The following is a 24460-nucleotide window of genomic DNA, read 5'->3' as shown; positions in this document are numbered from 1 at the left end:
TGTGTACCACGAGTCGAGTGACGACGTCGTGGCGTGAAGGCATCGTCGCTCCGACGGCAAGGACGCCCTGCACAACACCATTCAGCGGCGCGTCACCCGATACTCATCCAGGTCGTAGACGGCTGGCACCAGGCCGACGCGGTGGGAGTCGACGGCTTCGCGGATCAGTTCGGAGCGTTCCCGCAGCTGGGTGACGACGCGTCGGGCCTGAGCCACGATGCAGGCGGCGAGGAACGCATCGGGGTCATCGTCCTGGGGCGTACTGAGCACGCTGGCCTCGATGCCGCGTACCAACGTGCTGATGGAGCCCGTGCCGCCGTGGCCGCTGCGCACCAGGTCCACCGCGGCGGTGACCGCGCCACAGCTCTCGTGACCGAGGACGACGACGAGCGGCACGCTGAGGTGTTCGACGGCGTACTCGATGCTGCCGATGATCGATTCGTCCAGTACCTCGCCCGCGGTGCGTACCGTGAACAGGTCGCCGAGCCCCTGATCGAAGATCAGCTCCGGCGGCACCCGCGAGTCAGCACAGCCGAGGACGCAGGCGAACGGCTCCTGGCCATCGACAAGCGTCTCGCGCCACGGCAGGCCCTGATGCGGGTGCTGCTGTCGCGCCTCGATGAACCGTTCGTTGCCTTCGACCAGTCTGCGCCACGCATGCGCCGGATGCATCGCCCCTTCTGGCGGAACCGCCGCCGCGGCGGGCACCCCGACGACTCCTGCCGTCGCGGCCAGCGCGCCAGCGCCAAGCGCGCGCCTGCGCGAGAATCTGTTCGGTTGCACAGAGTTGTGACCCATGCGACGAACGTAGCGGAGTCGTTCTCTCGCGGACGACGCGAAACACCGGGACAGGGTTCACCCGAGGGGGTTGCGCTCGGGGCGCCGAGTCACCGCTCGACGCCCCGTGCGCGGGCACGTCCCTGGGGACGTTTGTCTCTCCTCAACCCCGAAGACAGCATGCCGGCTGCCTGGGCCGAACGGTGGAACGAGCGGCCCTCTCTCCGGTCACGGCCCGCCATCAAAGAAAATTCGATCTTCATTCGTTTAGCCTAGTGACCTGCGGTTGTCGCATCCGCCCCCAAATCTTGCGATCATGGAGCCATGGCGCGAGGAGGCGTATCTAGCCTGGTGGCTGGCGCGGTCTTCAAAACCGTTGAATGGCAGGTCCTGTCATTGGCGGGTTCGATTCCCGTCCGCCTCCGCCATGCCCATGGAGTCTCGCGATGACCGAGCACGCCGACCCACGCCGCCACATTCCAGGGACCGACACGCTGCTGGCCATGCCGCGCCTCGCGAAGGCACAGGACTCGCTCGGTCGTGACGTCGTCAAGGCCGCGATCACCACGGCGCAGCAACGTGCCCGCGCGGGTGAAATCAGCCCGGATAACGTCGCGGACGCGGCGTTCGACGCACTGCCACCCACCGCGAGCCAGTGCCATCCGGTGCTCAACGCGACCGGCGTGCTCGTCCACACCAACCTCGGCCGGGCACCGCTGTCGGCCGCCGCACTGGACGCCATCCACGCCGCCAGCGGCACAACGGACGTCGAGTTCGACCTGGCCACCGGCAGCCGCGCGCGCAGGGGACGCGGTGCGCTGGCCGCACTCGGCAACGCGGTGCCGGACGCCACGGCGGTGCACGTCGTCAATAACAACGCCGCCGCACTGCTGCTCTGCGCGCTGGCGCTCGCGCAAGGCAACGAGATCGTCATCAGCAGGGGCGAGCTGATCGAGATCGGCGACGGCTTCCGTATCCCCGACCTGCTCGCATCGACCGGCGCGCGGCTGCGCGAGGTCGGCACCACCAACCGCACCACGGCGCGCGACTACGCCGACGCCATCAACGCCGACACCGGGTTCGTGCTCAAGGTGCACCCGTCGAACTACCTGGTCGCCGGGTTCACCGAGACGCCGTCGGTGCGCGAATTGACCGGGCTCGGCGTGCCGCTGGTCGTCGACATCGGCTCAGGACTGCTCACGCCGCACCCCACGCTGCCGGACGAACCGGATGCCACGAGCGCGCTGCGCGACGGCGCGAACCTAGTCACCGCGAGCGGCGACAAGTTGCTCGGCGGCCCGCAGGCCGGACTGCTCCTCGGCGACGACGCGCTGGTTACGCGACTACGCAGACACCCGTCCGCCCGTGCGCTGCGCGTGGACAAGCTCACCCTCGCCGCGCTGGAGGCCACGCTGCGCGGACCGGAGCCGCCGGTCACCAGGGCCCTGAACGCCGACCCCACCGCGCTCACCGCGCGCGCCGAAGAGTTGGCCGCGCGGCTGCGCGAGTACGACGTCGACGCGCAGGCGGTTGAGTCCGAGGCGATGGTCGGCGGTGGGGGTGCGCCCGGCGTGACACTGCCCAGCGCCGCGGTGAGCCTCCCGGAGTCCTACGCGGCGGCGTTGCGGGCGGGCGAGCCGCCGGTGGTGGGCAGGGTGGAGCGCGGACGGTGCCTGCTCGACCTGCGCACCATCGACGTCGAGGCCGACGACAGGCTGCTGGAGGCTGTGCGCCGATGCGAGTGATCGCCACCGCGGTGTGAACAGTGTGCGTGTCGCTCCCGATCCCCTTACGGTAGAAGGGAAACCGCAGCCAAGTCCGGGAGGGCGGCGTGGGTATTCGGCAGTGGGTCGAAGGCTGGCCGGTCTACCGGCAGCTGACCGGGGCTGATCGCCTCGGTCTCGGCGCTGCGGCCCAGTCTGATCGCTCCAAGCGACTGCGCGCTCGCACCGAAGACGCCGACAGTGTCGTCCAGTCGGTCTGCCCGTACTGCGCGGTCGGCTGTGGCCAGCGGGTATACGTCAAAGACGGCGCGGTCAGCCAGATCGAGGGTGACCCGGATTCGCCGATCTCGCGCGGCAGGCTGTGCCCGAAGGGCTCCGCGAGCAAGCAACTCGTCACCAGCCCGAACCGCGTCGACCGCGTACTGTATCGGCGGCCATACGGGACCGAGTGGGAGTCGTTGCCACTCGATACGGCGATGGACATGATCGCTGATCGTGTGATCAAGACCCGGCGGGAGACCTGGGAGGACACCGACGAGAACGGCGTCCGGCTCAATCGCACCGAGGGCATCGCCAGCCTCGGCGGCGCGACGCTGGACAACGAAGAGAACTACCTGATGAAGAAGCTGTACACGTCGCTCGGCGCGGTACAGATCGAGAATCAGGCCCGCATTTGACACTCCGCCACGGTTCCCGGTCTGGGGACCTCCTTCGGTCGTGGCGGCGCTACGACGTTCCAGCAAGACCTCGCCAACGCGGACTGCATCGTCATCCAGGGGTCGAACATGGCCGAGTGCCATCCGGTCGGTTTCCAATGGGTGATGGAGGCGAAGAACCGGGGCGCGAAGATCATCCACGTCGATCCTCGCTTCACCAGAACGAGCGCGCTGGCACATGAGCACGTCGGGCTGCGAGCCGGAAGTGACATCGCGTTCCTCGGCGGGTTGATCAATTACGTGCTGAGCAACGGCAAGGAGTTCCGCGACTACGTCGTCGCCTACACCAACGCGGGTGCGATTCTGCGGGAGGACTTCGCCGACACAGAAGACCTGGACGGACTCTTCTCCGGCTTCAACCCGGAGACAGGCGAGTACGACGTCGAGAGCTGGGCGTACGAGGGCGGTTCCGACGAGACGCTGGAACATCCCCGCTGCGTGTTCCAGGTGCTCAAGCGGCACTACGCGCGCTACACGCCCGAGGTCGTCGCCGACATCTGCGGGGTGTCGCCAGAGCAGTTCCTCGACGTCGCCGAGGCCATCACGGCGAACTCCGGGCGGCGCAGAACGACGGCGTGGGTGTACTCGGTCGGCTGGACGCACCACACGGTCGGCGTGCAGTACATCAGGGCGGCGTCAATCCTGCAGCTGCTGCTCGGCAACATCGGCAGGCCGGGCGGCGGCATCCTCGCACTGCGCGGGCACGCCAGCATTCAAGGCTCCACCGACATCCCGACGCTATTCAACATCCTGCCGGGCTACATCCCGATGCCGCACGCCCACCAGCACCTCGACCTTGACATGTTCGTCGGGCTCGATGCGGGCAAGACCGGGTTCTGGGGCAATATGCGGTCTTATGTGGTCAGTTTGCTCAAGGCGTGGTGGGGCGAGCACGCCACCGCCGAGAATGACTTCCGGTTCGATCACCTGCCCCGGCTGACCGGCGATCACGGTACATATCAGACCGTCTACAACCAACTGTCAGGAAAGTGTAAGGGCTACTTTCTCGCCGGGGAGAATCCCGCGGTCGGCTCGGCCAATGGCAAGCTGCAGCGTCTCGGCATGGCCAATCTGGACTGGCTCGTCGTCCGCGACATGCAGCTGATCGAGAGCGCGACGTTCTGGCAGGACGGGCCCGAGATCGCCACCGGGGAGCTGGCGAGCGAGGAGATCGGCACCGAGGTCTTCTTCCTGCCAGCGGCGTCGCACGTGGAGAAGGACGGCAGCTTCACCAACACGCAGCGGCTGTTGCAGTGGCACCACAAGGCCGTAGAGCCACCCGGGGACGCCCGCAGCGAGCTGTGGTTCTACTACCACCTCGGCCGTCTCATCCGGGACAAGCTGCGCGACTCCACCGACCCGCGCGACGTGCCGCTGCGGGAGCTGACCTGGTCGTACCCCACGCATGGGCCGACCGATGAGCCGGACGCGGAATCGGTGCTCGCCGAGATCAACGGGTCCGGCCCTGACGGCCCGTTGGCCACCTTCACCGCGCTGGCCGATGACGGCTCGACGTCGTGTGGCTGCTGGATCTACTGCGGCGTCTACGCCGACGGCCACAACCACGCGGCCGACCGCGTTCCCGGCGCCAAACAGGACTGGGTAGCGTCGCGCTGGGCGTGGGCATGGCCGTCCAACCGGCGGATCCTCTACAACCGGGCCTCGGCCGATCCGGACGGCAACCCGTGGAGCGAGCGCAAACGCTACGTCTGGTGGGACGCCGAGAAGGGCACGTGGATCAGCCCCGACGTGCCGGACTTCGAGGCAACCAAGCCACCGGACTACACCCCGCCAGCGGGCGCGCGGGCACAGGATGCACTGTCCGGTTCGGACCCATTCATCATGCAGGCCGACGGCAAGGCATGGCTGTTCGCACCAGCGGGGCTGACTGACGGTCCACTCCCGACACACTATGAGCCGCACGAATCCCCAGTAGACAATCCGCTCTATACCCAGCAGGCGAACCCGGCACGACAGACGTTCGGCGGCGAGCACAACCGGTACAACCCGGTGGCGAACGAGATCTATCCGTACGTGTTCACCACCTACCGGCTCACCGAGCACCACACAGCGGGCGGCATGAGCCGGGGCCTGCCGTATCTCTCCGAGCTGCAACCGGAGTTCTTCTGCGAGGTCTCCCCGCAGCTCGCCGAGGAAACCGGTCTTGAGCACGGCGGCTGGGCGACGATCATCTCCGCGCGCACCGCGATCGAGGCGAGAGTGCTCGTCACCGAGCGAATCAAGCCGCTGCGGGTGCGGGGAAGAACGATCCACCAGGTCGGTCTGCCGTATCACTGGGGATCCAATGGACTGTCCACCGGCGACTCGGCGAACGACCTGCTTTCCGTCGTGCTCGACCCGAACGTGCACATCCAGGAGGCCAAGGCCGCGACGTGCGACATCCGGCCAGGCAGGCGGCCACGCGGCGCGGCATTGCCGGAGCTGGTGCGGGAGTACCAGCGACGTGCGGGAGTCGAAGGGAGTGAGGCGTGAGCGAGTCCGGGTACGCCGACGCACAGCCCCGCATGGGGTTCTTCACCGACACATCGGTGTGTATCGGCTGCAAGGCGTGCGAGGTCGCCTGCAAGGAGTGGAACGCCGTCCCCGCGCCAGATGATCCGTCCGGAATGGACTTACTCGGACTGTCCTATGACAACACCGGCGATCTCGGCGCGAACAACTGGCGGCACGTCGCGTTCATCGAGCAGCAGGTTCCCGCATCGCGTGTGAACAAGTCGGATGTGGATAACCTGGGGATGCCGACGATCGGTGCGCCGGAGCAGGAAGACGACACCGGGGTTCGGTGGCTGATGTCATCGGACGTCTGCAAGCACTGCACCCACGCCGCCTGCCTCGACGTCTGCCCGACCGGCGCGCTGTTCCGCACCGAGTTCGACACCGTCGTGGTGCAGCCCGACATCTGCAACGGCTGTGGCTACTGCGTGCCAGCCTGCCCGTACGGCGTGATCGAGAAGCGGGAGGACGACGGCAGGGCGTTCAAGTGCACGCTGTGCTACGACCGCATCGGTGACGGGCTCGAACCCGCGTGCGCGAAGGCGTGCCCGACGGACTCCATCCAGTACGGCGAGGTGTCCGAGCTGCGGCAGCGCGCGGTGGAGCGTAAGCAGGCGCTGCACGCCGACGGCGTCACCGAGGCGCGGCTGTACGGCGACGACCCGGACGACGGCGTCGGCGGCACCGGCGCGTTCTTCCTGCTGCTGGACGAGCCCGAGGTGTATGGCCTGCCGCCCGACCCGGTGGTCACCACGCGGGACCTGCCCGCGATGTGGCGGCGGGCAGGCGCTGCGGCGCTGGGTGTCGCGGCGGCTGTGGTCGCGTCGTTCGCTGGGGCACGGCGATGAGCCGCGCGCAGCCGTCCCGGCGTGAGCGGGCCATGGTGGAGCCCGCGGAGTTCCGCTCCTACTACGGCAGGCCGATCGTCAAGGAACCGGCGTGGGAGCAACCAGACGTGCCGCTATACCTGTTCCTCGGCGGCACGGCGGGCGCGTCGGCGTCGATGGCCACGATGGCGCGAGTGTCCGGCCTGCCGAAGCTGGCGCGCGTGGGCACGCTGGTCGCGGCAGGTGGGTCACTGGCGAGTGTGGCGGCGCTGATCCACGACCTCGGCAGGCCGGAGCGGTTCCTGTACATGCTGCGGGTGTTCAAGCCGACGTCGCCGCTGTCGGTCGGCTCGTGGATCCTGGCACCGTTCTCCGGGCTCGCGACGGCGTCGGCTGCCTCGATGCTGACCGGCCGGCTGCGACCGATCGGCACGCTCGCCGGTGGCGCGGCCGGGCTGCTCGGGCCAGCGATGTGCACCTACACGGCGGTGCTGCTCGCGGACACCGCGACGCCCGCCTGGCATGAGGGACGTGGTGACCTGCCCGTGCTGTTCGCTGGCAGCGCGGCCACCAGTGGCGCGGGGGCCGCTCTGCTGCTGGTTCCGGCAACGGAGACCGCGCCAGCGCGGCGTCTCGGTCTCGCGGGCGCCGCCGCCGAGCTGGCGGCGGGACACCGGCTGGAGCACAACCTCGGCGTCGTCTCGGAGACCTACCGCGGCGGGCGCGCTGGCACGCTACTCAAGGCTGGCAAGGCGCTGACAGCCCTCGGTGCGGGGCTGTCGTTGCTGAGCAAGCGCAGCAGAGTCGCCGCCGCCGCCGCGGGCGCGGCCTACCTCGCGGCGGGCGTATGCACCCGCTTCGGCGTCTACGCCGCTGGTGTGGCCTCCGCCCGCGACCCGAAGTACACCGTCGTCCCGCAGCGGGAACGCATGGCGCGAACCGGCTCGCCCGGGCAGTAGCCACCGGAAGCCGACACGACGAAGGGCGCCCCGCACCAGCCGGTACGAGGCGCCCTTCGCGACAAATCAGCTAGCTCAGATCACGCCCATGTCGCGCAGCTTGGCCACCACAGCGGATGCGGCCTGCTCCGGGTCGAGCTGCGTGGTGTCGACGTGCACCTCAGGGGTCTCCGGGCGCTCGTACTCGGAGTCGACACCGGTGAAGTTCGTGAGGTCACCCCGACGGGCCTTGGCATAGAGGCCCTTCGGGTCACGCCGCTCAGCGACGTCGAGCGGCGTGTCGATGAACACCTCGCAGAACTCGCCCTCCGCGACCAGCTCACGTGCCTGGTCACGCTCGGCTTGGAACGGCGAGATGAACGAGACCAGCACGATCAGGCCAGCGTCGACCATCAGCGAGGCCACCTCGGCGATCCGGCGGATGTTCTCCACCCGGTCCGCGTCGGTGAAGCCGAGGTCCTTGCTCAGCCCATGCCGCACGTTGTCGCCGTCGAGCACGAAGGTGTGCTTGCCCTGGGCGTGCAGCTGCTTCTCGACCAGGTCGGCGACGGTGGACTTACCAGCGCCGGACAGCCCGGTGAACCAGACGACGGCAGGCTGGTGGCCCTTCTGCGCCGCGCGGGCCTGCTTGTCGACGGTCAGCGCCTGCCAGGTCACGTTGGCCGAGCGGCGCAGCGCGAAGTCGATCATGCCCGCGCCCAATGTCGCGTTGGACAGCCGGTCAAGCACGATGAACGACCCGAGGTCGCGGCTGCGCTTGAACTCCTCGTAGGCCACCGGCACGTCGAAGTGGACGTTGGCGACCGCGATCTCGTTCAGCCCGATCGTCTTCGCGGGCAAGTGCGCACCCGTGTCGACGTCGATGCGGTACTTCGGGTGGTCGGCGGTGAAGCCGACGGTCCGTGCACCGATCTTGGCGAGGTAGTGCCTGCCGGGCACCAGGTCGTGGGCGTCCATGCCGACGATATGCGCCTGGAAGGCGTTGGCGACGTCGGCAGGCTCGTCAGCGACCGCGATCACGCTGCCACGGCTGACGTCGATCTCATCGGAAAGGACAACGGTGACCGATGCGCCGACGACCGCCTCGTCCAGGTCACCATCCATGGTGACGATGCGTTCGATGGTCGACTCCGCCTCGCCAGGCAGGGCACGCACCCGGTCGCCCTTGCGCAGCACGCCTGCGAGGACCCTGCCGGAGAAACCACGGAACTCGGAGTTGGGCCGGTTGACCCACTGCACCAGCAGCCGGGCCGGGCCGGAGAGGTCCTCCTCGTCCCTGGTCAGCTCGACGTTCTCCAGCCAGCCGAGCAACGTCGGCCCCTGGTACCACGGGGTCCGGTCGCTGCTGGTGACGACGTTGTCGCCGAACACAGCCGACATCGGAACGCACGCGACGTCGTGGATGCCGATGTCGTGCGCGAACGCCTTGAAGTCCTCACTGATCTTGTCGAAGACATCCTGCGAATAGTCGACGAGGTCGAGCTTGTTGATCGCGAGCGCGACGTGCTTGATGCCGAGCAGCGATACCAGGTGCGCGTGCCTGCGGGTCTGCGTCAGCACACCTTTGCGGGCGTCGCACAGGATCACCGCGGCCTCCGACATCGACGCGCCGGTGACCATGTTCCGCGTGTACTGCTCGTGACCAGGGGTGTCGGCGACGATGAACCGGCGCCGGTCGGTCGCGAAGAACCGGTACGCGACGTCGATGGTGATGCCCTGCTCGCGCTCGGCGGCGAGGCCGTCGACAAGCAGCGCGAAGTCGAGCTCACCGCCACGCGTACCGACCTTCTTCGAGTCGGCCTCGAGGACCTCGAGCTGGTCGGTGTAGAGCAGCTTGGACTCGTACAGCAGGCGACCGATCAGGCTGGACTTGCCGTCGTCAACGCTGCCGCAGGTGATGAAGCGCAGCAGGCCGACGCGCTCCTGCTCGGCGAGCTCGGCTTCCAGATCGACCTGTACTTGGGGCTGACCCATCAGAAGTACCCCTCCTGCTTCTTGCGCTCCATCGACCCGGACTGGTCGCGGTCGATAACCCTGCCCTGCCGCTCGGACGTGGTCGCGGCACGCATCTCGGAGACGATCTCGGGCAGCGTCGCCGCCGAGCTCTCGACGGCACCGGTAAGCGGATAACACCCCAGCGTACGGAACCGCACCATCTTCATCTCCGGCTTCTCGCCTTCCGCGAGCGGCATCCGGTCGTCGTCAACCATGATCAGCGTGCCGTCACGGTCGACAACCGGGCGCTCCTTGGCGAAGTACAGCGGGACGATCGGAATGTTCTCCCGGTGGATGTAGTGCCAGATGTCCAGCTCTGTCCAGTTCGACAGCGGGAACACGCGGACGCTCTCGCCTGGCGCGGTACGGGTGTTGTAGAGGCGCCACAGCTCGGGCCGCTGGTTCTTCGGATCCCACCGGTGCTGGGCGGACCGGAACGAGAACACCCGCTCCTTCGCGCGCGAGGCCTCCTCGTCGCGGCGAGCACCTCCGAACACGGCGTCGAACTTCTGCTTGTCGAGGATCTGCCGCAGCCCCTGCGTCTTCCACATGTCGGTGTGCACCGCCGAGCCATGGTCAAACGGGTTGATCCCCTGGGCGATGCAGTCCGGGTTCTTGTGGACGATCAGTTCCATGCCGAGCTCGGCCGCGGTTCTGTCGCGAAACTCGATCATCTCGCGGAACTTCCACGTGGTGTCGACGTGCACCAGCGGGAACGGCGGTGTGCTCGGGTAAAAGGCCTTCCGGGCGAGGTGCACCAACACCGAGCTGTCCTTACCGATGGAGTACAGCAGCGCTGGGCGCTCACTCTCGGCAACGGCCTCTCGGAAGATGTCGATGCTCTCGGCCTCCAGCCGGTCAAGGTGATTTAGTTTCATGGAGTGCACCTCTACTGGTCGGCGGTGATGGTCATTATGCGTTCCGCCGGTTCCGGCCAGCAGGCGGGTTACCTTCACCGCGCTGGCAGACGGTGAAACGACCTCGTTTGCGGCGTACTGTCGTCTTTGACCGGGGGTGAACACCACAGCCGAGGGGTATACATCCGGCATGGACGTGAGCACATCACAGCACGGAACAGACGACACCCGCGCGCGGGGGCGCGCTGCGCGCACGGGAGGCGCGCTGTTTCTCGTGTTCATCGCCGCCGAGCTGACGCTCGTGCTGTCCCCGCTCATCGTGCTGGTGCCGTTCGCGGTGGCCGACCCGTCGCTGACCGAGGGTGCGCCACTGTCGCCCGCGCCACTGGTCGCGATATTGGTGATACCACCGGTGTTCGCCGCGCTGGTCGCGGTCGCGGGCACGGCGTTGTTCGGCGCGGGCCCACGTCAGGGCAGGGTGCGCAGGGAACTGGCGTGGAACTGGAACTGGCGGGACACCTTCCGCGGCCTCAGCTTCGGTGTCGCCGGCCTAGTGATCACCATCCCCGCCGCGGCGGTCTGGGCGTCCTGGGTAGGCGCTGACAAGGCGGAATCCGCCGTCGGCGAGGTGTTCAAGGGCGAGCAGCTCGGCATCGTCGCCGGGCTGATCGCGTTCCTCGGCGTCTGGCTGATCGCACCGCTGTGCGAGGAGGTGATGTTCCGGGGTGTGCTGTGGCGCACGTTCGAACATTGGCGCTGGCATGGCTGGGTGATCTTCGCGGTCACGACGGTTGTGTTCTCCGTCGCGCACATGGAGCTGCTGCGCACACCGTTACTGCTGGTGCTGTCGATCCCGATCGGGCTGGCTCGGCTATTCACCCGAAACCTGACGGCGAGCGTCGTCGCCCACCAAGTGAACAACTTCCTGCCCGCGCTCGCGCTGTTGTTCTCCACGACCGGCATTCTCGCGAGCTGATGGACGCGGAACGGGCGCTGCGCACGGTCGCGTTCCACCTGGAACGCGCGGGGGAGCCCACGTACCGGGTCGCGGCGTTCCGGCGCGCCGCAGAGGTCGTGGGCGGGTTGTCCGAGGACGAGCTGGGCGCACGGGTGCGGCGGGGCACGCTGACCGAGCTGAAGGGCATCGGTAAGCGCACCGCCGAGGTCATCGCCGACGCCGTCGCGGGCCGCGAGCCGGAGTACCTGACGAAACTGCTCGCGCGCGCGGAGCCAGATGTGTCCGGTGGTTCCGAGCTGCTTGCCGCGCTCACGGGCGACTGCCACAGCCATTCGGACTGGTCAGACGGTGGCAGTCCGATTCGCGAGATGGCGGAGGCCGCACGCGAGCTGGGCCACGAGTGGCTGGCACTCACCGACCACTCGCCCCGGCTGACCGTGGCGCGCGGCCTGTCGGCGGACCGACTGGCCGAGCAGTTGGACGTCGTCGCTGAGCTGAACGCCGAGCTGGCACCGTTTCGCATCCTGACCGGCATCGAGGTCGACATCCTCGACGATGGCGCGCTCGACCAGGAGCCCGAGCTGCTTGCCGAGTTGGACATCGTGGTGGCTTCGGTGCATTCCAAGCTGCGGATGTCGGAACGGGCGATGACAAGGCGCCTGCTGACGGCGGTATCGAATCCCAGGGTGAACGTACTCGGGCACTGCACCGGACGGCTCGTCGTCGGCAAGGGCAGGCCGGAGTCGGAATTCGACGCCGACGCGGTGTTCGACTCCTGCCACGAGCACGACGTCGCCGTGGAGATCAACTCGCGGCCGGACCGGCTCGACCCACCCCGGCGACTGCTCCGCCGTGCGCTGGAGGCCAGGTGCCGCTTCGCCATCGACAGCGACGCGCACGCGCCGGGCCAGCTCGCCTGGCAACGCTACGGCTGCGCCCGCGCGGAAGAATGCGGCGTCCCGCCGGAGCGGGTAGTGAACACCTGGTCGGCGGATGACGTGGTCGCCTGGGCGCGGGGGTAGCGCGCCCGGCGTCAGCGTTCCCGCGCGGCCTCGCTGACCTGGTCGAAAGCAGCGATGGCGTCGGTGGGGACGTCGCGGAAGGCGGCGGCGATGAAGCCCGCCGCCAAGTCAGTGACCGTCTCGGCGTGCTCTGGCAGCAGGTGCTTGCTGGCGAGCACCGCCCCGAGCGCGCTGCTGGTCGCCATGTACGCCAGCGTCATCAACGACTGCCCACCACTCCGGCCATGCTTGGCCAGCAACTTCTCCATGCTTTCCACCAGCGCGGCGGCCACCTCGGCCTGCAATTCCGCGCGCTGAGTGAGCCCGGTCTTCGGCGACGGCATCAGGTACAGCAGCGCGAAGGCGTCCGGGTTCTCGCACACCCAGTGCACGAACGCGGCGGTGTCGACACGCACCTTCTCCCATAATCCCAGGTCGGTGGTGTCCTGGTAGGTCTGCCGTAGCAGCGAGATGAGCGCGCTGCGCTCCCGCTCGATCAGTGCGCCGAACAGCTCGATTTTCGAAGAAAAGCACTCGTAGATGGTCGGCTTGGTCATCCGGCAGGCGCGCGCGATGTCGTTCATGCCGGTGGCCGCGTAGCCGCGCTGGGCGAACTCGACAAGCGCCGCATCGAGGATGCTCGCGGCACGATCCTCCGGGTCCGGCAACGGGTATCGGGGCGGCCTGCCCCGACGCCGCTTCGCCGGCTGCGTCCCCTCGGTGTCGGTGCTCATACCGTGCTTTCGACCTTCCGGCGCTAGGGTCCACCCGTCGACGACAGAAACACGGTGCGCAGCAGGTCGTCGCGTCCGTGCGGCTCAGCCGGCGGCCCGTCGAACCGAATGCTGCCACGTTCCATGATGTAAGCACGCTCAGCGATCTTCGGCTCTAGGCCGTCGATCAGCAGTGTCGGTCCAAGAACCATCGATCTGGTCAGGGCAAGCATCTGCTGTCGCCTTCCGGCCACGGTACCCGCCCGCTGATCTCGCCGGATCGTAGCTGGACATCGTCACACCTAAATTTTACCCGCAAGTAGAAATAGCAATAAGTACGGTCCACGTCAAACTCTTGACCGATCACTCGACCTCCGGTATTTCTACCAACCGGTAAGAAAAATACCGGTGACGGAGGATTTCCATGAGCACGGCCGCGACCTCGGTACACCTCGGCGCTCTCTCCGAAGAGTCGCTGGATCGCAACGGCGACCACGAGTCGCTCATCTTCGAAGGCCGCAGCTGGCACTCGGCCGAGCTCCTCGACCGTGCTCGGAGCGTCGCTGGCGGACTGCGCGAGATCGGCGTCGAGCCTGGCGACCGAGTCGTCGTCATGATGGCGAACTGCCCTGAAGTTCCGGTCGTCTACAACGCGATCTGGCGCATGGGCGCGGTGGTGACGCCGGTCGTCTTTCTGCTGACCGCGCCCGAGCTACGGCACGTGCTCATCGACTCCGGCGCGAAAGCCGTTGTCACGACAGGAGATTTCGTGCCGAAGGTGGTCGAGGCCGCCAGCGAGCTTGGCACGAAGCCGCACATCGTCGTCGCGGAAGCGAACGGCGCGGAGCAGCAGGATGGTTTCGACGTCACCACGTTCGATGCGTTGGAGTCCGCCGAGGCGATCGCCGTCGTGGATCGGGACGAGGACGACCTCGCCGCCCTGATGTACACCGGTGGCACTACCGGCAGGTCCAAGGGTGTCGAGTTGAGCCACCGCAACCTCTGGCACTGCGGCCGAAGCGCACACGACGCGTCGTACGTGCCTGGCCTCACCCGGGTGCTCAACCCGCTGCCGATCTCGCACGCGTTCGGCATGATCGTCACCGTCAGCGGAATGCACGCGCCCGAGCCGGGCATCGCAGTGCTGATGCGCTGGTTCGATCCCGGCCAGTGGGTCAGCCTCGCCGAGCAAAACCGCATTGAGCGCGGCACGCTAGTGCCCGCAATGGCACAGCTCTTGCTCACCCAGCAACTCGAGAACGCCGATCTGTCCAGCCTGCGCTACCTCAACATCGGTGCCGCCCCGCTCGCTCGCGAGACCATTGACACGCTGGAACAGCGGATACCTAGTGTGCAGGTGCTTGAGGGCTACGGTTGCACCGAGAGCGGTGGCGTCGTGTCGGCCAACCCACCGGGGCGGCGCAAGATCGGCAGCGTTGGCCCGCCGATTCCCGGCTACGAGGTCCGCATCGTCGATGAGGACGGCCAGCAGGTGCCGACCGGGAGCGACGGCGAAGTGACGGTGCGCGCGGAAGGCATCATGCGCGGCTACCGCAACGCGCCGGACGCCACCGAGGCCGCGCTGCGCGACGGCTGGCTGTTCACCGGTGACATCGGACGGCTGGACGACGACGGCTTCCTGACCATTGTGGACCGCAAGAAGGACCTCATCATCCGCAATGGCTTCAACGTCTATCCTCGCGACGTCGAGGACGTCCTTGTGGAGCACCCCGCGGTGGCGATGGCTGGTGTCGTCGGGCAGCGGAACGACGCCGTCGGCGAGGAGGTCGTAGCGTTCGTGTCCCTCGCGCCGGGTGCGGAGGCGACCGAGGAGGAGCTGATCGCGTTCGCCAAGACCAAGCTGGCTGGCAGCAAGTACCCGCGGATCATCCACATCCAGGACCAGCTTCCGCTGACCAGTGTCGGCAAGCTCGACCGGAAGGCGCTGCGCGGCCACGTGTGAGCGGAGGAGTCGAGAGCGCGGGGCGCCGAGTGCGCCATACGGCGTCGGGAATGCAGGACACAGCGTCGGGAACGCAGGACACGACGTCCCGAATGCAGGACACACCGTCGGGAACGCAGGACACGACGTCGGGAACGCGGGACACGACGCGGTGGGCCGGGGTCAGGTGCCGGAGCGGCGCATCCGGGAGGTAACGACCGAGCGGGTGTCGAGGGTCATCTCGTCCACCGCGGACACCGTCTGCTTCAGACGTACCTTGCCGGTGACGGCGTCGTCGATGTCGACCACCTTGGACAGCAGCCGGGACGTCTCCGCGTGGCCGGACTCGTTCGCGAGCGCGACCGCGCGGCCCAGTTTGCCGGTCGCGGTATCGAGATCACCCTCCCGGCGTGCGGCGAGACCGTCCTGAATGGCCTCCGCCAATTCTTCCTGCCCGGTGTAGTGGGCGACAGTCGGGTCGATGACCCCATAGCGCGCGGCGTCATCCGTCCAGCTGACGACGACCTTGCCCGGCTTGGACTGCGCGGCACCGCCGACGATGCTCGCGCGGCACACCAGCATCCGCTCCCCGATTCCGCCTGGCCGCATCGCGATCCGCGCGTGATAGGCGCGGGTCTCCCGCTCCCACGCCCCGGTCGGGAAATCGATCGACTGCTGCTGCGACCGGTGGCCGTGTTCGGTCAGGTCCGCGACCGACGGGTCGACCTGCCGCAGCTCGGTGATCTCGGAATGCTGCGGCGTCCAGATCCGCAACGCGACGTCGGGGACGCTCTTGCGCATCGTCCGCGCGGCGATAGCGCTGAAGTCCGCGGCCAGCTCAGCGGGCTCCGCCACGATGTCGACGTCGCCGAGCAGCGCGTCCGCGATCTGCCGCAGCTCACCGACCTCCCAGTCGGTACCGACGCCACGGCAGGTGCAGGTGAACCGCCCGCGCAACCGATCCAATGTCGACACGAGGTCTTCGGCAGGCTCCGAGGTGTTGCGGCCGTCCGTCAGCAGGATGCCGTGCTTGACCTCGCAGCCGCTCCTGGCGAACAGCTCGTCCGCGAGCCACAGCCACCGGCTCATCGCCGTCCCGCCCTGCGCCGCGATGCCCTCGATCGCCTGCCGCGCATCCGCCCGCGTGCCCTCGCCTGCCACGGCGAGCTGGCGGTCGTCCGGATACACCATCTCGGCCTGGTCGGTACCCGCGAGCACCGCGAACGCCGTACCGTCACGCAGCGCGTCGATCGCGGCGCAGGCCGCGCGCCGGGCCGCGGCGAGTTTGCTCGGCCGGAACATCGACGCCGACGTGTCCAGCATGATCACCACGGCGGCGTGCGACGTCGCCGCGTCGGCGTCCGTCGCGGTGACGGTGATGATCGCGTCCGTCTCAGCGGTGCCACGAGCGAGATGCTTGTTGTGCGCTACGTCGACGGTGAAGGTCGGTGTCGTCATGGCTGGACCACCGCCGGCGGGAACGGCACGACCACGCCGGTGATGTTGTCCCGCCCGCCGCACTTGATGGCGTTGTCGACGAGTCCGTTGACGACCTGGTACGGCGTCGAGCCGGAAAGCACATGGGTCGCCAGCGCGCCGGTGTCGGTGACGTAGCCCCACAGCCCGTCGCTGCACAGCAGGATGCTGCCCCGCCCGGCTGGCCGGACGGTGACGACCTGTGGTTCCAGGTCGATGGCGTCGGCGCCCATCCAGCGGGTCAGCGTGTGCCGCGCGGCGAGGCCCTCGTTGAGCAGTGTGTTCCGCTCGGTGTGATCCACCGTCAGGCACGCGGAACCGCGCACGACGTCGCCGTCGACCGGGGTGTCGGCATGGGTGCCATCCGCCGAGATCCAATACGCCCTGCTGTCGCCGAGCCACGCGACGGTGATCTCGGTCGTCGTCGCGATGGCCGCGACGAACGTCGTGGATGGAGCGTCGTTGCCTGGCAGCGCGGCCACGGCCTTCGACGCGGCAGCGGTGGCCAGCATCGACGCCTCCCGCGCGGCTATGCCCTCGACGACGCAGCGCAGCAGTTCGTCGGTCGCGGAGTCCGCGGCGACCTGGGCGGCCAAGTCAGACTTGGGCGTCGAGCCGACGCCGTCGCAGACGACAGCGACGATCGTGGCGGGATCGCCGGTCGCGCCCGCCCAGCCGAACGCCATCGCGTCGGCATTGCGGTCGCGCAGCATGCCGCGGTCACTGATGCCGCACACCGACCCGAGATCGCACTCCATACGGTCGCGCGCGTCCGGCTGCTGCCGCCCGCATCGCATGCAGAACTGGTCGTCGATCGCCTGGTGGTGGCAGTACACGCACTCGTCGGACTGCACGAGCACTGGTCCGCCCGTTGGCGTCCTGCGCGTGAGCGCCACCACCTGCGCGCCAGCGAGCCGCTGCCCGCATGCCTCGCAGAAGGCGTCCTCGGGCCAGACCGGCTCAGTGCACGAGGAACAGCGCTGCGCCATGTCACACCCACGTCCACGGACGCACTTGGTTGGCACGGTCCACGTAGGAGTAACGCTCGAGCACACTCGCGGAGTGCCGCGCCAGCGTGCGGTAACGCTGTTCGAGACCGAGCCGTAGTTCGTCCTCTTCGAGCCGGCAGCCGAGCATTCGCGAGCCGTCCGGTGCGTCCGGTCCATCCGCGAACGCCCGTTCCAGCGCGGTCTCCAGCAGTTCGGCCTCCAGCCTGGCCCTGCGCGCCTCGCCGATCTCTATCTCGCCGAGGCGCTGGCCAGCAGCGACCAGCTCCGTCGAGGTCAGCGACACCGGGTTCGGCGTGTTCGCGACCGCGCGTATCGCCGCTTCGTGCGCGGCGACGTAGTGCGCCGACGTTGTCGGCACCGACCCGAGCACCGCGACCGCCTCGGTCCGTGCGCCGTCCGCGAGCAGCACCCGCGCCAGACCGAACGCCGCGCTGACCAGCGATCGGTCGGTGCGCCACGCGACACCGTAGTAGCGCGCGGCGTCCGCGAGGTCGCCACTCAGCTCGGCGGCAGCGGCGAGCGCGAGCTTCGCGACCAGCTCGCCGGGCAGCAGGTCGACCACGGCGTCGAACGCCCGCCCCGCGTCGACCGGTTTGTCAGCTGCCAGTGCGGCGAGTCCCCTCGCCCAGTGCGCCCGCCATGCGTCGCCGGACGTCTCCTCCGCCTCGGACCACGCGGCGGCGATGTCGCCCAGTTCGATATGCGCGCGGACACGGCGCAGCCGCACCTCGACCGTCGGCGACGTGTCCTTGACCTCGTCGAGCAGGTCGGCGGGGCTGGCCGAACCGAGCGCGGTCAGCAGGCCGGCGGCCGGGTCCGATCCATCCACCCTCGGCACGGGCAACGCGCGGGCGACCGTGAGGCCATCCACCGTGGCGACGACCTCGCTGTCGTGCGACTGCGTGCCGAAACTCTCCAGCTCGGGGCCGAAGTTCGTCGACGACGCGGGCCTCGGCTGCCCGTCGGCGGCGGCAAGCACCTCGCGCAGCACGCAGGTCAGCTGCTCGGCCATCTCGACGGCGGAGTCGAACCGACGTCGCGGATCGCGGTGGCACGCCCGCGCCAGCAGCCGCCACAGCGACTCGTGCTCGGCGAGCAGCGGTGCCTCCGCCTGCGACGGCAGCCGGTCGACGTAGGCGGAGCGGAAGTCGAACGGGATCGACAACACGGCGAGCATCCGGCCAACCGCATACAAATCGGACGCTGGCGACGGGCCCTCCTCGGACACCTCGGGCGCCTGGTAACCCTCGGTGCCGAAAACCGCGCCGGTATCGTCGTCAGTGTGCCGGACGGCGCCAAGGTCGATCAGCTTGAGCTGCTCCTGCGTCTGGATCACGTTGTCCGGTTTGACGTCGCAGTACAGCAGCCCATTGGCGTGCAGGTAGCCAAGCGGGCGCAGCACCTCGATCGCATAGGCGATGGCCTGCTCCACCGGAAGGCACTCGGTTGGGCCACGATCGATGCGCCGCTGTTTGAGCAGCTCCTTCAGCGACTGCCCGCCGACGTACTCCATGACGATGTAGCCGACGCTGGTCTCTTCGTCGCCGTGCTGCACGAAGTTGTGGATCTTGACGATGTTCGGGTGCTCGACCTTTGCGAGGAAATGCCGCTCCGCGATCGCGGCGGCCGTCGCGTCGGCGTCCGCGCCGTCGATGACGCCCTTGAGCACCACCCATCGCCCGGATACCGCCTGGTCACGGGCGAGGTAGATCCAGCCGAGCCCGCCGTGGGCGAGGCAGCCGAGCACCTCGTACTGGTCGTTGACGACCTGCCCCGGACTGAGCGCGGGCGTGAACGAGTACCGCTGCCCGCACTTCGGGCAGAACCCCGAGGGGCGAGCCGGTCGTTCGCCGCGCGATCTACCGACCTCAGCGCCACACCGACCGCAGAACCGCTGCCGCTCCGGCACCACGGGGTTGTCCAGCACGACGTCGCTCGGATCGCGATAGGGCACCGGAGGGACTTCGATCAACCCGACGCCGAGCATGCCCCTGCCGGACGAGCCGGACCGCGACGACACCGGGTTCGACGACGACGATGCGGCCGTCCAGGACTTCGCACCGCTGCTGCTCGACGCGCCGGTGCGCGTCGAGGGCTTGCTCTGCGGTTCGGATCCGGCCTCGGCTGGGACCGCCTCGAGCCCGCAGACGTCGCAAAAGCCGTCCTCGTCGACCGTTCCGGCACACCCGGCACGCGGGCAGCGCGTCATGAGTACCACTCCAGCATCGCGTTACCGGTACGTCGGAGACGGTGGGGTGGCAGAGCCAAGGACGGGCTCGAACCAGCGGCCGTAGATGTCCTGCCACGATTCGGCCCGCACCTTTTCGAGCACAGCGTTGACATAACGCACCATGTCCTTGTTGTCCTTGGGGATTCCGATGCCGTAGGGCTCGCTACTGAACGTCTCGCCGACCACCTCGATCGACGGGTCCTGGCTCGCCATACCGGCCAGCACGGTGTCATCCGTCGAGACAGCTTCGACCTGCCGTTGCTGCAACAGCAGCAGGCAGTCGGCCAGATCGTTGACCGCGACCGGCACTGGCTTGGGGTCGGCCGACACCAGGTTCGCCAGCGACGTCGACTCCTTTGGTGCACATACCTTCTTACCGCCAAGGTCGGACAAACTGGAATAGCCGGAACCCTTCCGTACCAACACCCGTTGACCGGCCTCGAAATACACACTGGAGAATTCGACCTGCTCGCTCCGCTCACAGGTGATGGTCATGGCATAGGCCATGATGTCGACCGAGCCGTCCTCCAGTGCGGTGATCCGGTCCTGCACGCTCACGGTCTTGAACTGCACCTTGTTCGGGTCGCCGAACAGCGCTTCGGCCACCTCGCGGGCGATGTCGATGTCGAATCCTTCGAGCTCGCCGGTCGACGGGTCGCGGAAACCGAACAGGTAGGTGTTCTGGTCGACACCAGCGATGAGCCGTCCGCGCTCCTTGATCTCAGCCATAGTGGACCCTGCCGGGGTAGCGAGCCCCTTCGGCGCGAGGCTCGCGGTCGGGTCGCCGCAGTCCTCGCCGGATCCGCCCTCCGGGGCTTCAGGGGACAGGTCGACACCGGCTGGCATGGGACGCTCCGCCGGCACGACGGGCACCAGCGAACGCGGCTCACCCGCGGCGTCACACGACGCGACGAACCCGACAAGCAGTGTCGCGAGCACGATCCGGACGCAACGCTTCATCGATACTCCCGCAGTCGTTGCCGTATGCCGCCGACGACTCCCGCCACCGCGACCAGCGCGAGCAGTACCCATCCCGTCGTGAGCAGGGTCAACGCCCGCCCGCCGCCGACCGTCTCGTCGACGAAGTGCTGCCGCGCGCTGGCGATCGCGGCACTGAGGCTGTCGTCGAGCGCGGCGAACTCCTGCGCGCTCGATCCGACCCGCCTGCGGTCGACGGCGAGCTCGACGGCCTCCTCGTACTGGCCGCCGTCGTCGGCCTCGCGGATCTCGCCGTGGGTGGTCAACCACCGCTCGGCCGCGCCGATGGCCTTGTCGAGGTGGGCCGATAGTTCGGCGTCCTCGGTCATGCCGCGCGCCTCCCGCAGCGTCCCACCATCGCCGACCTCACCAGTGATGGTGCGCGACAGCTTGACGAACTCCTCCTCGTATGCGCCGCCACTGCCCCGCGCGACCAGGGTGAGCAGCTCGTCCGCGCGCGCCTGCAGTGCCGTGATCCTGGTGTCGGCGAGCAGGTTCACCTGCGCAGAGCCGTGCTCGTGACCCTCGTTGACGAGGTCGGAGTGCGCGGTCATGGCGACCGCGCTCCAGGCGACGGCGAGCCCGATCGCCCCCGTCGCGACGATGAGGCCGATGTTGAGTCGTCGTTTCGATAGTCGTCTGATCTGGACCTGTGCCATCAGGAGCGCGACGAACAAGATCACGGCGAGCGCTGTCGCGGTGTACGGGAAGCTGACGGCCGAATCCCGCTCGTCGGCCACCCGCTCCACCTGGATTCGGTACAGCCGTTCCGCGGCGGGCAAGATCTCGGTGCGCATCAGATGAGACGCTTCCCGCAGGTAGGCGCCACCGATGGGCAGCTCTTGACGACCGTTCGCCCGCGCCGTCTCGACGAGGCCCGCGTAGGTGGGCACTTGCCGTCCGACGATCTCGATCTGCTCAGTCACTCTCGGGTCACCGGAGCGGTCGAGCGCGGCGAGGCCTAGCGTCGGACCGGCGAGGGCGATGTCGTCCTCGTAGCGTTCCCGCATCTCGATGGGTTCGTCACCGGCGACGAGCAGCGAACTCGCCGCGGCCGCGTCTGCGTCGGACAGCACCCGGTACAGCCGTTGCACGTCGGCGGCGGTCGGCTCGTGGATCTCGACAAGGTCCGTCGTGGTATCCGACTTGGACATCGTGGTCGCGGCGGCGACGGCACCCGTCAGCAGGATCAGCACGACGAGCCCGCCCGCGATGATCGAGAGACGTCCTGGCGTCGTGGCCCAGGATCTCGCCACCATCTCGGCAGGCCGCGACCAGCGCCCGCCCCGCTTGTCCGCTCGCCGTTCCGAAGTCCCTTCGACGTCGGGCCGCAGCGCAGTGCTCACTGTTGAATCTATCCTTACCCCCACTAGAACCAGCCGTAGCCAGTCCTCGCAGTCCGTCGTTGCGGTCCGTACTCATCCGTGTCCTGTCAAGTGATCAACACCGGACGGACACGACATTCGTACGGATTCCCACCACCGAGCGTCACCCTAATGCGTTACGCACGCTGGTGGCTAGACGGGAAACTGCCCGTAAACCACGTGGTACTCACTGTGAGTTACCGGACTCCTGGTCCCGCCCGGATGGATCAGTGACCCCGCCCGGATGGATCACCTCCGGCACGCCGTCCCCCGCGGCATATCGGCCTGGCAGTGCGTCACGGCGTCGGCTCCTCGGCAGCACGGCGCCCCTGGTGGCGGACTCAGTTCGCCGGCGTCGGCAGCGGCCGCATCGTCGTCGGCTGCAGCACTGCCTCTACGAGCGCTTCCTCCCGGAAGTGCGTGCCCTCCTGGTAGCGCGGGTTGCGCACCATCTCGGAAAACGCCCGCCTGGTCGGATACCGGACAAGCAGTACCGCATCCCACGCCTGGCCTTCCTCGGCTACCAGCGCCGAGTCGCCCTCCCCGTAGTAGAGGACCTCGCCGCCGACCTCGCGCGCACAGTCACCGAAGTGCGCGAGGTAGCGCTCGTAGGAGTCCTTGCCGCCGTCGGCGAACCGCAGCAGGTTCAGCATCACGACCGGCTCGTCGGGAGCGGCTTCCAGGAAACGTTTCAGTCCTTGCCCAGTGGGGTTCACAGCCATGACGGCCAGCTTACGATGTGCGGCAAACACCGTGTGAGCCACGCGACAAGGCCAGCGGGGAGCCCGTCAGTCGCGGTGCCAGGTCGCCGGGTCGGCCACGATCTGCTCGCCGGAGTCGAGGTCTTTCACCTCGTGCGGCTTGCCGTCGTCGAACGGCGGGAACCAGACGTACGGGATGCCTTTTCGCGACGCGTAGCGGATCTGCTTCCCGACCTTGTCCGGCTGGTGGTACAGCTCGACGTTGAGCCCCCTGCCGCGCAATTCGGCCGCCGTCGTCGTCGCGTCGGAGCGACGTTCCTCACTCGGCAGCACGACGAGCACCTCGGTGGGGCAGCTCGGGCCGGTCGACAGTAGGCCCTCCGCGAGCAGCTTCGCGAAGATCCTGGTCAGGCCGATGGAGATGCCAACACCGGGCAGGCTGCGCTTGGTGAAGCTGCCAGCGAGATTCTCGTACCGGCCACCGGCGCAGATGCTGCCGTAGGACGGCCAGTCGAGGAACTTCGCCTCGTAGACCGTGCCGGTGTAGTAGTCAAGGCCACGCGCGATCGACATGTCGGCACGGACGGAGCCTTCCGGCAGATCGGACAGCGAGTCCAGCACGAACGCCAGCTCATCAAGGCCTTCGGACAGCAGGTCGGACTTGACGCCGAGCCTGCCGATGGCGGCCACGATCGACGAGTCGCCGCCGTTGATCCGCGCCAGGTCGAGGCACGCGTTGACCTGCTCGTCCGAGAGCCCGAGCCGGGTGGACAGCAGCTGGCCGACGCCGTCCGCGCCGATCTTGTCCATCTTGTCCGCGATCCGGATAGCCTCGATCGGGTCCGCGATGCCAAGGCCCTCGTAGAAGCCCTGCAGGATCTTGCGGTTGTTGAGGTACAGCGACCAGGCTGGCAGTTCGAGCTCGGTCAGGATCTCGTGCACGATCCGAGGCAGCTCGGCGTCGAACTGCAGCGGCACCCGCTCCGGATTGATGACGTCGATGTCGCACTGGGTGAACTCGCGGAAGCGGCCCTCCTGCGGGCGCTCACCGCGCCAGACGCGCTGGATCTGATACCGCTTGAACGGGAAGACCAGGTCGTTCAGGTGGCCAGCCACGTACCGGGCGAACGGCACGGTGAGGTCGAAGTGCAAACCGAGGCGCGCGTCGCTGTCGTCGTCCGCATCGGCCTGCAGCCGGCGCAGCGTGTAGACCTCCTGGGAGGTCTCGCCCTTGGCCATCAGGACTTCGAGCGACTCCACCGACGGCGTCTCGATCGAGCAGAAGCCGTACTGCTCGAACTTCCGGCGGATCGCGTCGATCCAATGCTGCTCGACCAGCCGCACCTCGGGCACCCATTCGGGGAAACCACTGATGGGGAGAGGTTTGACCAGCTGCTGGTCGGTCATACGTTGCCCTTCGATGACGAGTTGGAGCAGCCGCGACGCGGCGGCCAGCACACGGCATAGTGTCGGCTCCAATGCTACGGGGCCACCCCTGACGGGCTGCGAAGGGTAAACGGGTGGTCATCCGCGAGGTGCGCTGCGGATTCGATGAGTCACAGAGGCCGCCGCACGGCCAGACCCGCTGGTCAGGTAGCCTAACCGGCGGAGGATTGGCCGAGCGGCCTAAGGCGCACGATTGGAAATCGTGTTGGGTTAATAGCCCTCACGGGTTCGAATCCCGTATCCTCCGCTCACTGAACTGGCGAAACGCCGGG

The 24460-nt window shown here is 68.0% G+C and carries 19 protein-coding genes and 2 tRNA genes; 9 read left to right on the top strand and 12 right to left on the bottom strand.

Translation table 11 applies throughout. The features are described from left to right. Window positions 1–81 precede the first annotated feature (81 nt). Window positions 82–798 (bottom strand): carbonic anhydrase, encoded by a 717-nt coding sequence (locus AMYHA_RS04835; protein WP_034268372.1) that lies wholly within the window; start codon window positions 796–798, stop codon window positions 82–84. A gap of 312 nt (window positions 799–1110) precedes the next feature. Between AMYHA_RS04835 and AMYHA_RS04830 the strand changes: the two genes are divergently transcribed. From AMYHA_RS04830 to nrfD, 5 genes are all read left to right on the top strand, one after another. Then, window positions 1111–1205: transfer RNA gene (locus AMYHA_RS04830), tRNA-Sec, on the top strand. A gap of 18 nt (window positions 1206–1223) precedes the next feature. Continuing rightward, window positions 1224–2522 carry an L-seryl-tRNA(Sec) selenium transferase gene (gene selA / locus AMYHA_RS04825; protein ID WP_034268369.1) on the top strand — a complete coding sequence of 433 codons (1299 nt, stop codon included), beginning with the start codon at window positions 1224–1226 and terminating at the stop codon, window positions 2520–2522. An 86-nt stretch (window positions 2523–2608) separates the two neighbouring features. Then, entirely contained in the window at window positions 2609–5710 is a 3102-nt protein-coding gene (gene fdnG / locus AMYHA_RS04815) for a formate dehydrogenase-N subunit alpha (RefSeq protein ID WP_169732899.1), read from the top strand. A 32-nt stretch (window positions 5711–5742) separates the two neighbouring features. Then, window positions 5743–6579, top strand: coding sequence for a 4Fe-4S dicluster domain-containing protein (locus AMYHA_RS04810; RefSeq protein ID WP_051400327.1), 837 nt, complete (start codon window positions 5743–5745; stop codon window positions 6577–6579). Continuing rightward, window positions 6576–7517, top strand: a complete 942-nt coding sequence (nrfD, locus tag AMYHA_RS04805) for an NrfD/PsrC family molybdoenzyme membrane anchor subunit (RefSeq protein ID WP_157361815.1) — start codon at window positions 6576–6578, stop codon at window positions 7515–7517. Before AMYHA_RS04810 ends, nrfD begins: the two co-directional genes overlap by 4 nt. A 75-nt stretch (window positions 7518–7592) precedes the next feature. On the opposite strand, the gene cysN is transcribed toward nrfD, so the two are convergent. Together cysN and cysD are read right to left on the bottom strand one after the other, a co-directional pair. Then, on the bottom strand, window positions 7593–9491 hold the full coding sequence (cysN, locus tag AMYHA_RS04800) for a sulfate adenylyltransferase subunit CysN (protein WP_034268354.1): 1899 nt from the start codon (window positions 9489–9491) through the stop codon (window positions 7593–7595). Then, window positions 9491–10390: a sulfate adenylyltransferase subunit CysD gene (cysD, locus tag AMYHA_RS04795; RefSeq protein ID WP_034268351.1), complete on the bottom strand. Its 900-nt coding sequence runs from the start codon at window positions 10388–10390 to the stop codon at window positions 9491–9493. The genes cysN and cysD overlap by 1 nt, the downstream gene beginning before the upstream one ends. 169 nt (window positions 10391–10559) lie before the next feature. Here cysD and AMYHA_RS04790 point away from each other — a divergent pair, with 169 nt between their 5' ends. Continuing rightward, window positions 10560–11345: a type II CAAX endopeptidase family protein gene (locus tag AMYHA_RS04790; protein WP_231104630.1), complete on the top strand. Its 786-nt coding sequence runs from the start codon at window positions 10560–10562 to the stop codon at window positions 11343–11345. Next, window positions 11345–12349: a PHP domain-containing protein gene (locus tag AMYHA_RS04785; RefSeq protein WP_034268348.1), complete on the top strand. Its 1005-nt coding sequence runs from the start codon at window positions 11345–11347 to the stop codon at window positions 12347–12349. The genes AMYHA_RS04790 and AMYHA_RS04785 overlap by 1 nt, the downstream gene beginning before the upstream one ends. A gap of 11 nt (window positions 12350–12360) precedes the next feature. On the opposite strand, the gene AMYHA_RS04780 is transcribed toward AMYHA_RS04785, so the two are convergent. Together AMYHA_RS04780 and AMYHA_RS04775 are read right to left on the bottom strand one after the other, a co-directional pair. Beyond that, the gene (locus AMYHA_RS04780) at window positions 12361–13062 is read right to left on the bottom strand and encodes a TetR/AcrR family transcriptional regulator (RefSeq protein WP_034268346.1); all 702 of its coding nucleotides are present in this window, start codon (window positions 13060–13062) and stop codon (window positions 12361–12363) included. 23 nt (window positions 13063–13085) lie between these two features. Beyond that, window positions 13086–13274: a hypothetical protein gene (locus tag AMYHA_RS04775; protein WP_034268344.1), complete on the bottom strand. Its 189-nt coding sequence runs from the start codon at window positions 13272–13274 to the stop codon at window positions 13086–13088. Window positions 13275–13465: 191 nt separating this feature from the next. Between AMYHA_RS04775 and AMYHA_RS04770 the strand changes: the two genes are divergently transcribed. Continuing rightward, window positions 13466–15004: a class I adenylate-forming enzyme family protein gene (locus AMYHA_RS04770; RefSeq protein WP_034268342.1), complete on the top strand. Its 1539-nt coding sequence runs from the start codon at window positions 13466–13468 to the stop codon at window positions 15002–15004. 162 nt (window positions 15005–15166) lie between these two features. Here AMYHA_RS04770 and AMYHA_RS04765 read toward each other — a convergent pair whose 3' ends face one another. The 7 genes from AMYHA_RS04765 to hisS form a co-directional block, all read right to left on the bottom strand. Further along, window positions 15167–16441 (bottom strand): vWA domain-containing protein, encoded by a 1275-nt coding sequence (locus tag AMYHA_RS04765; protein ID WP_034268339.1) that lies wholly within the window; start codon window positions 16439–16441, stop codon window positions 15167–15169. Further along, the gene (locus tag AMYHA_RS04760; RefSeq protein ID WP_051399545.1) at window positions 16438–17448 is read right to left on the bottom strand and encodes a protein phosphatase 2C domain-containing protein; all 1011 of its coding nucleotides are present in this window, start codon (window positions 17446–17448) and stop codon (window positions 16438–16440) included. The genes AMYHA_RS04765 and AMYHA_RS04760 overlap by 4 nt, the downstream gene beginning before the upstream one ends. Before the next feature lies 1 nt (window position 17449). Continuing rightward, entirely contained in the window at window positions 17450–19678 is a 2229-nt protein-coding gene (locus AMYHA_RS04755; protein ID WP_034268335.1) for a serine/threonine-protein kinase, read from the bottom strand. Between the two features lie 21 nt (window positions 19679–19699). Further along, window positions 19700–20659 carry a glutamate ABC transporter substrate-binding protein gene (locus AMYHA_RS04750; RefSeq protein ID WP_034268332.1) on the bottom strand — a complete coding sequence of 320 codons (960 nt, stop codon included), beginning with the start codon at window positions 20657–20659 and terminating at the stop codon, window positions 19700–19702. Next, complete coding sequence (locus AMYHA_RS04745; protein ID WP_034268328.1) at window positions 20656–22023, bottom strand: hypothetical protein; 1368 nt, start codon at window positions 22021–22023, stop codon at window positions 20656–20658. The genes AMYHA_RS04750 and AMYHA_RS04745 overlap by 4 nt, the downstream gene beginning before the upstream one ends. Window positions 22024–22382: 359 nt before the next feature. After that, window positions 22383–22763, bottom strand: coding sequence for a DUF1330 domain-containing protein (locus tag AMYHA_RS04740; RefSeq protein WP_034268324.1), 381 nt, complete (start codon window positions 22761–22763; stop codon window positions 22383–22385). 66 nt (window positions 22764–22829) lie between these two features. Then, window positions 22830–24200: a histidine--tRNA ligase gene (hisS, locus tag AMYHA_RS04735; protein WP_196776837.1), complete on the bottom strand. Its 1371-nt coding sequence runs from the start codon at window positions 24198–24200 to the stop codon at window positions 22830–22832. Window positions 24201–24349: 149 nt separating this feature from the next. Between hisS and AMYHA_RS04730 the strand changes: the two genes are divergently transcribed. Next, window positions 24350–24435, top strand: a tRNA-Ser gene (locus AMYHA_RS04730). The last annotated feature ends 25 nt before the right edge of the window (window positions 24436–24460 follow it).

It is taken from the genome of Haloechinothrix halophila YIM 93223 (genome assembly GCF_000504245.1).
In the GTDB taxonomy this organism is placed as follows: domain Bacteria; phylum Actinomycetota; class Actinomycetes; order Mycobacteriales; family Pseudonocardiaceae; genus Haloechinothrix_A; species Haloechinothrix_A halophila.
The sequence above is the reverse complement of the archived record's forward strand: the minus strand, read 5'-3'. Positions and strand labels throughout refer to the sequence as shown.

Excerpts from the sequence above, each read along its gene's own strand:
- AMYHA_RS04755 (WP_034268335.1), bottom strand. The coding sequence starts at position 19,678 with ATGACGCGCTGCCCGCGTGCCGGGTGTGCCGGAACGGTCGACGAGGAC.
- AMYHA_RS04790 (WP_231104630.1), top strand. The coding sequence starts at position 10,560 with ATGGACGTGAGCACATCACAGCACGGAACAGACGACACCCGCGCGCGG.
- AMYHA_RS04765 (WP_034268339.1), bottom strand. The coding sequence starts at position 16,441 with ATGACGACACCGACCTTCACCGTCGACGTAGCGCACAACAAGCATCTC.
- AMYHA_RS04740 (WP_034268324.1), bottom strand. The coding sequence starts at position 22,763 with ATGGCTGTGAACCCCACTGGGCAAGGACTGAAACGTTTCCTGGAAGCC.
- AMYHA_RS04775 (WP_034268344.1), bottom strand. The coding sequence starts at position 13,274 with ATGCTTGCCCTGACCAGATCGATGGTTCTTGGACCGACACTGCTGATC.
- AMYHA_RS04760 (WP_051399545.1), bottom strand. The coding sequence starts at position 17,448 with ATGGCGCAGCGCTGTTCCTCGTGCACTGAGCCGGTCTGGCCCGAGGAC.
- AMYHA_RS04750 (WP_034268332.1), bottom strand. The coding sequence starts at position 20,659 with ATGAAGCGTTGCGTCCGGATCGTGCTCGCGACACTGCTTGTCGGGTTC.
- AMYHA_RS04780 (WP_034268346.1), bottom strand. The coding sequence starts at position 13,062 with ATGAGCACCGACACCGAGGGGACGCAGCCGGCGAAGCGGCGTCGGGGC.
- nrfD (WP_157361815.1), top strand. The coding sequence starts at position 6,576 with ATGAGCCGCGCGCAGCCGTCCCGGCGTGAGCGGGCCATGGTGGAGCCC.
- cysN (WP_034268354.1), bottom strand. The coding sequence starts at position 9,491 with ATGGGTCAGCCCCAAGTACAGGTCGATCTGGAAGCCGAGCTCGCCGAG.
- cysD (WP_034268351.1), bottom strand. The coding sequence starts at position 10,390 with ATGAAACTAAATCACCTTGACCGGCTGGAGGCCGAGAGCATCGACATC.
- AMYHA_RS04810 (WP_051400327.1), top strand. The coding sequence starts at position 5,743 with ATGGGGTTCTTCACCGACACATCGGTGTGTATCGGCTGCAAGGCGTGC.
- selA (WP_034268369.1), top strand. The coding sequence starts at position 1,224 with ATGACCGAGCACGCCGACCCACGCCGCCACATTCCAGGGACCGACACG.
- AMYHA_RS04770 (WP_034268342.1), top strand. The coding sequence starts at position 13,466 with ATGAGCACGGCCGCGACCTCGGTACACCTCGGCGCTCTCTCCGAAGAG.
- AMYHA_RS04785 (WP_034268348.1), top strand. The coding sequence starts at position 11,345 with ATGGACGCGGAACGGGCGCTGCGCACGGTCGCGTTCCACCTGGAACGC.
- AMYHA_RS04835 (WP_034268372.1), bottom strand. The coding sequence starts at position 798 with ATGGGTCACAACTCTGTGCAACCGAACAGATTCTCGCGCAGGCGCGCG.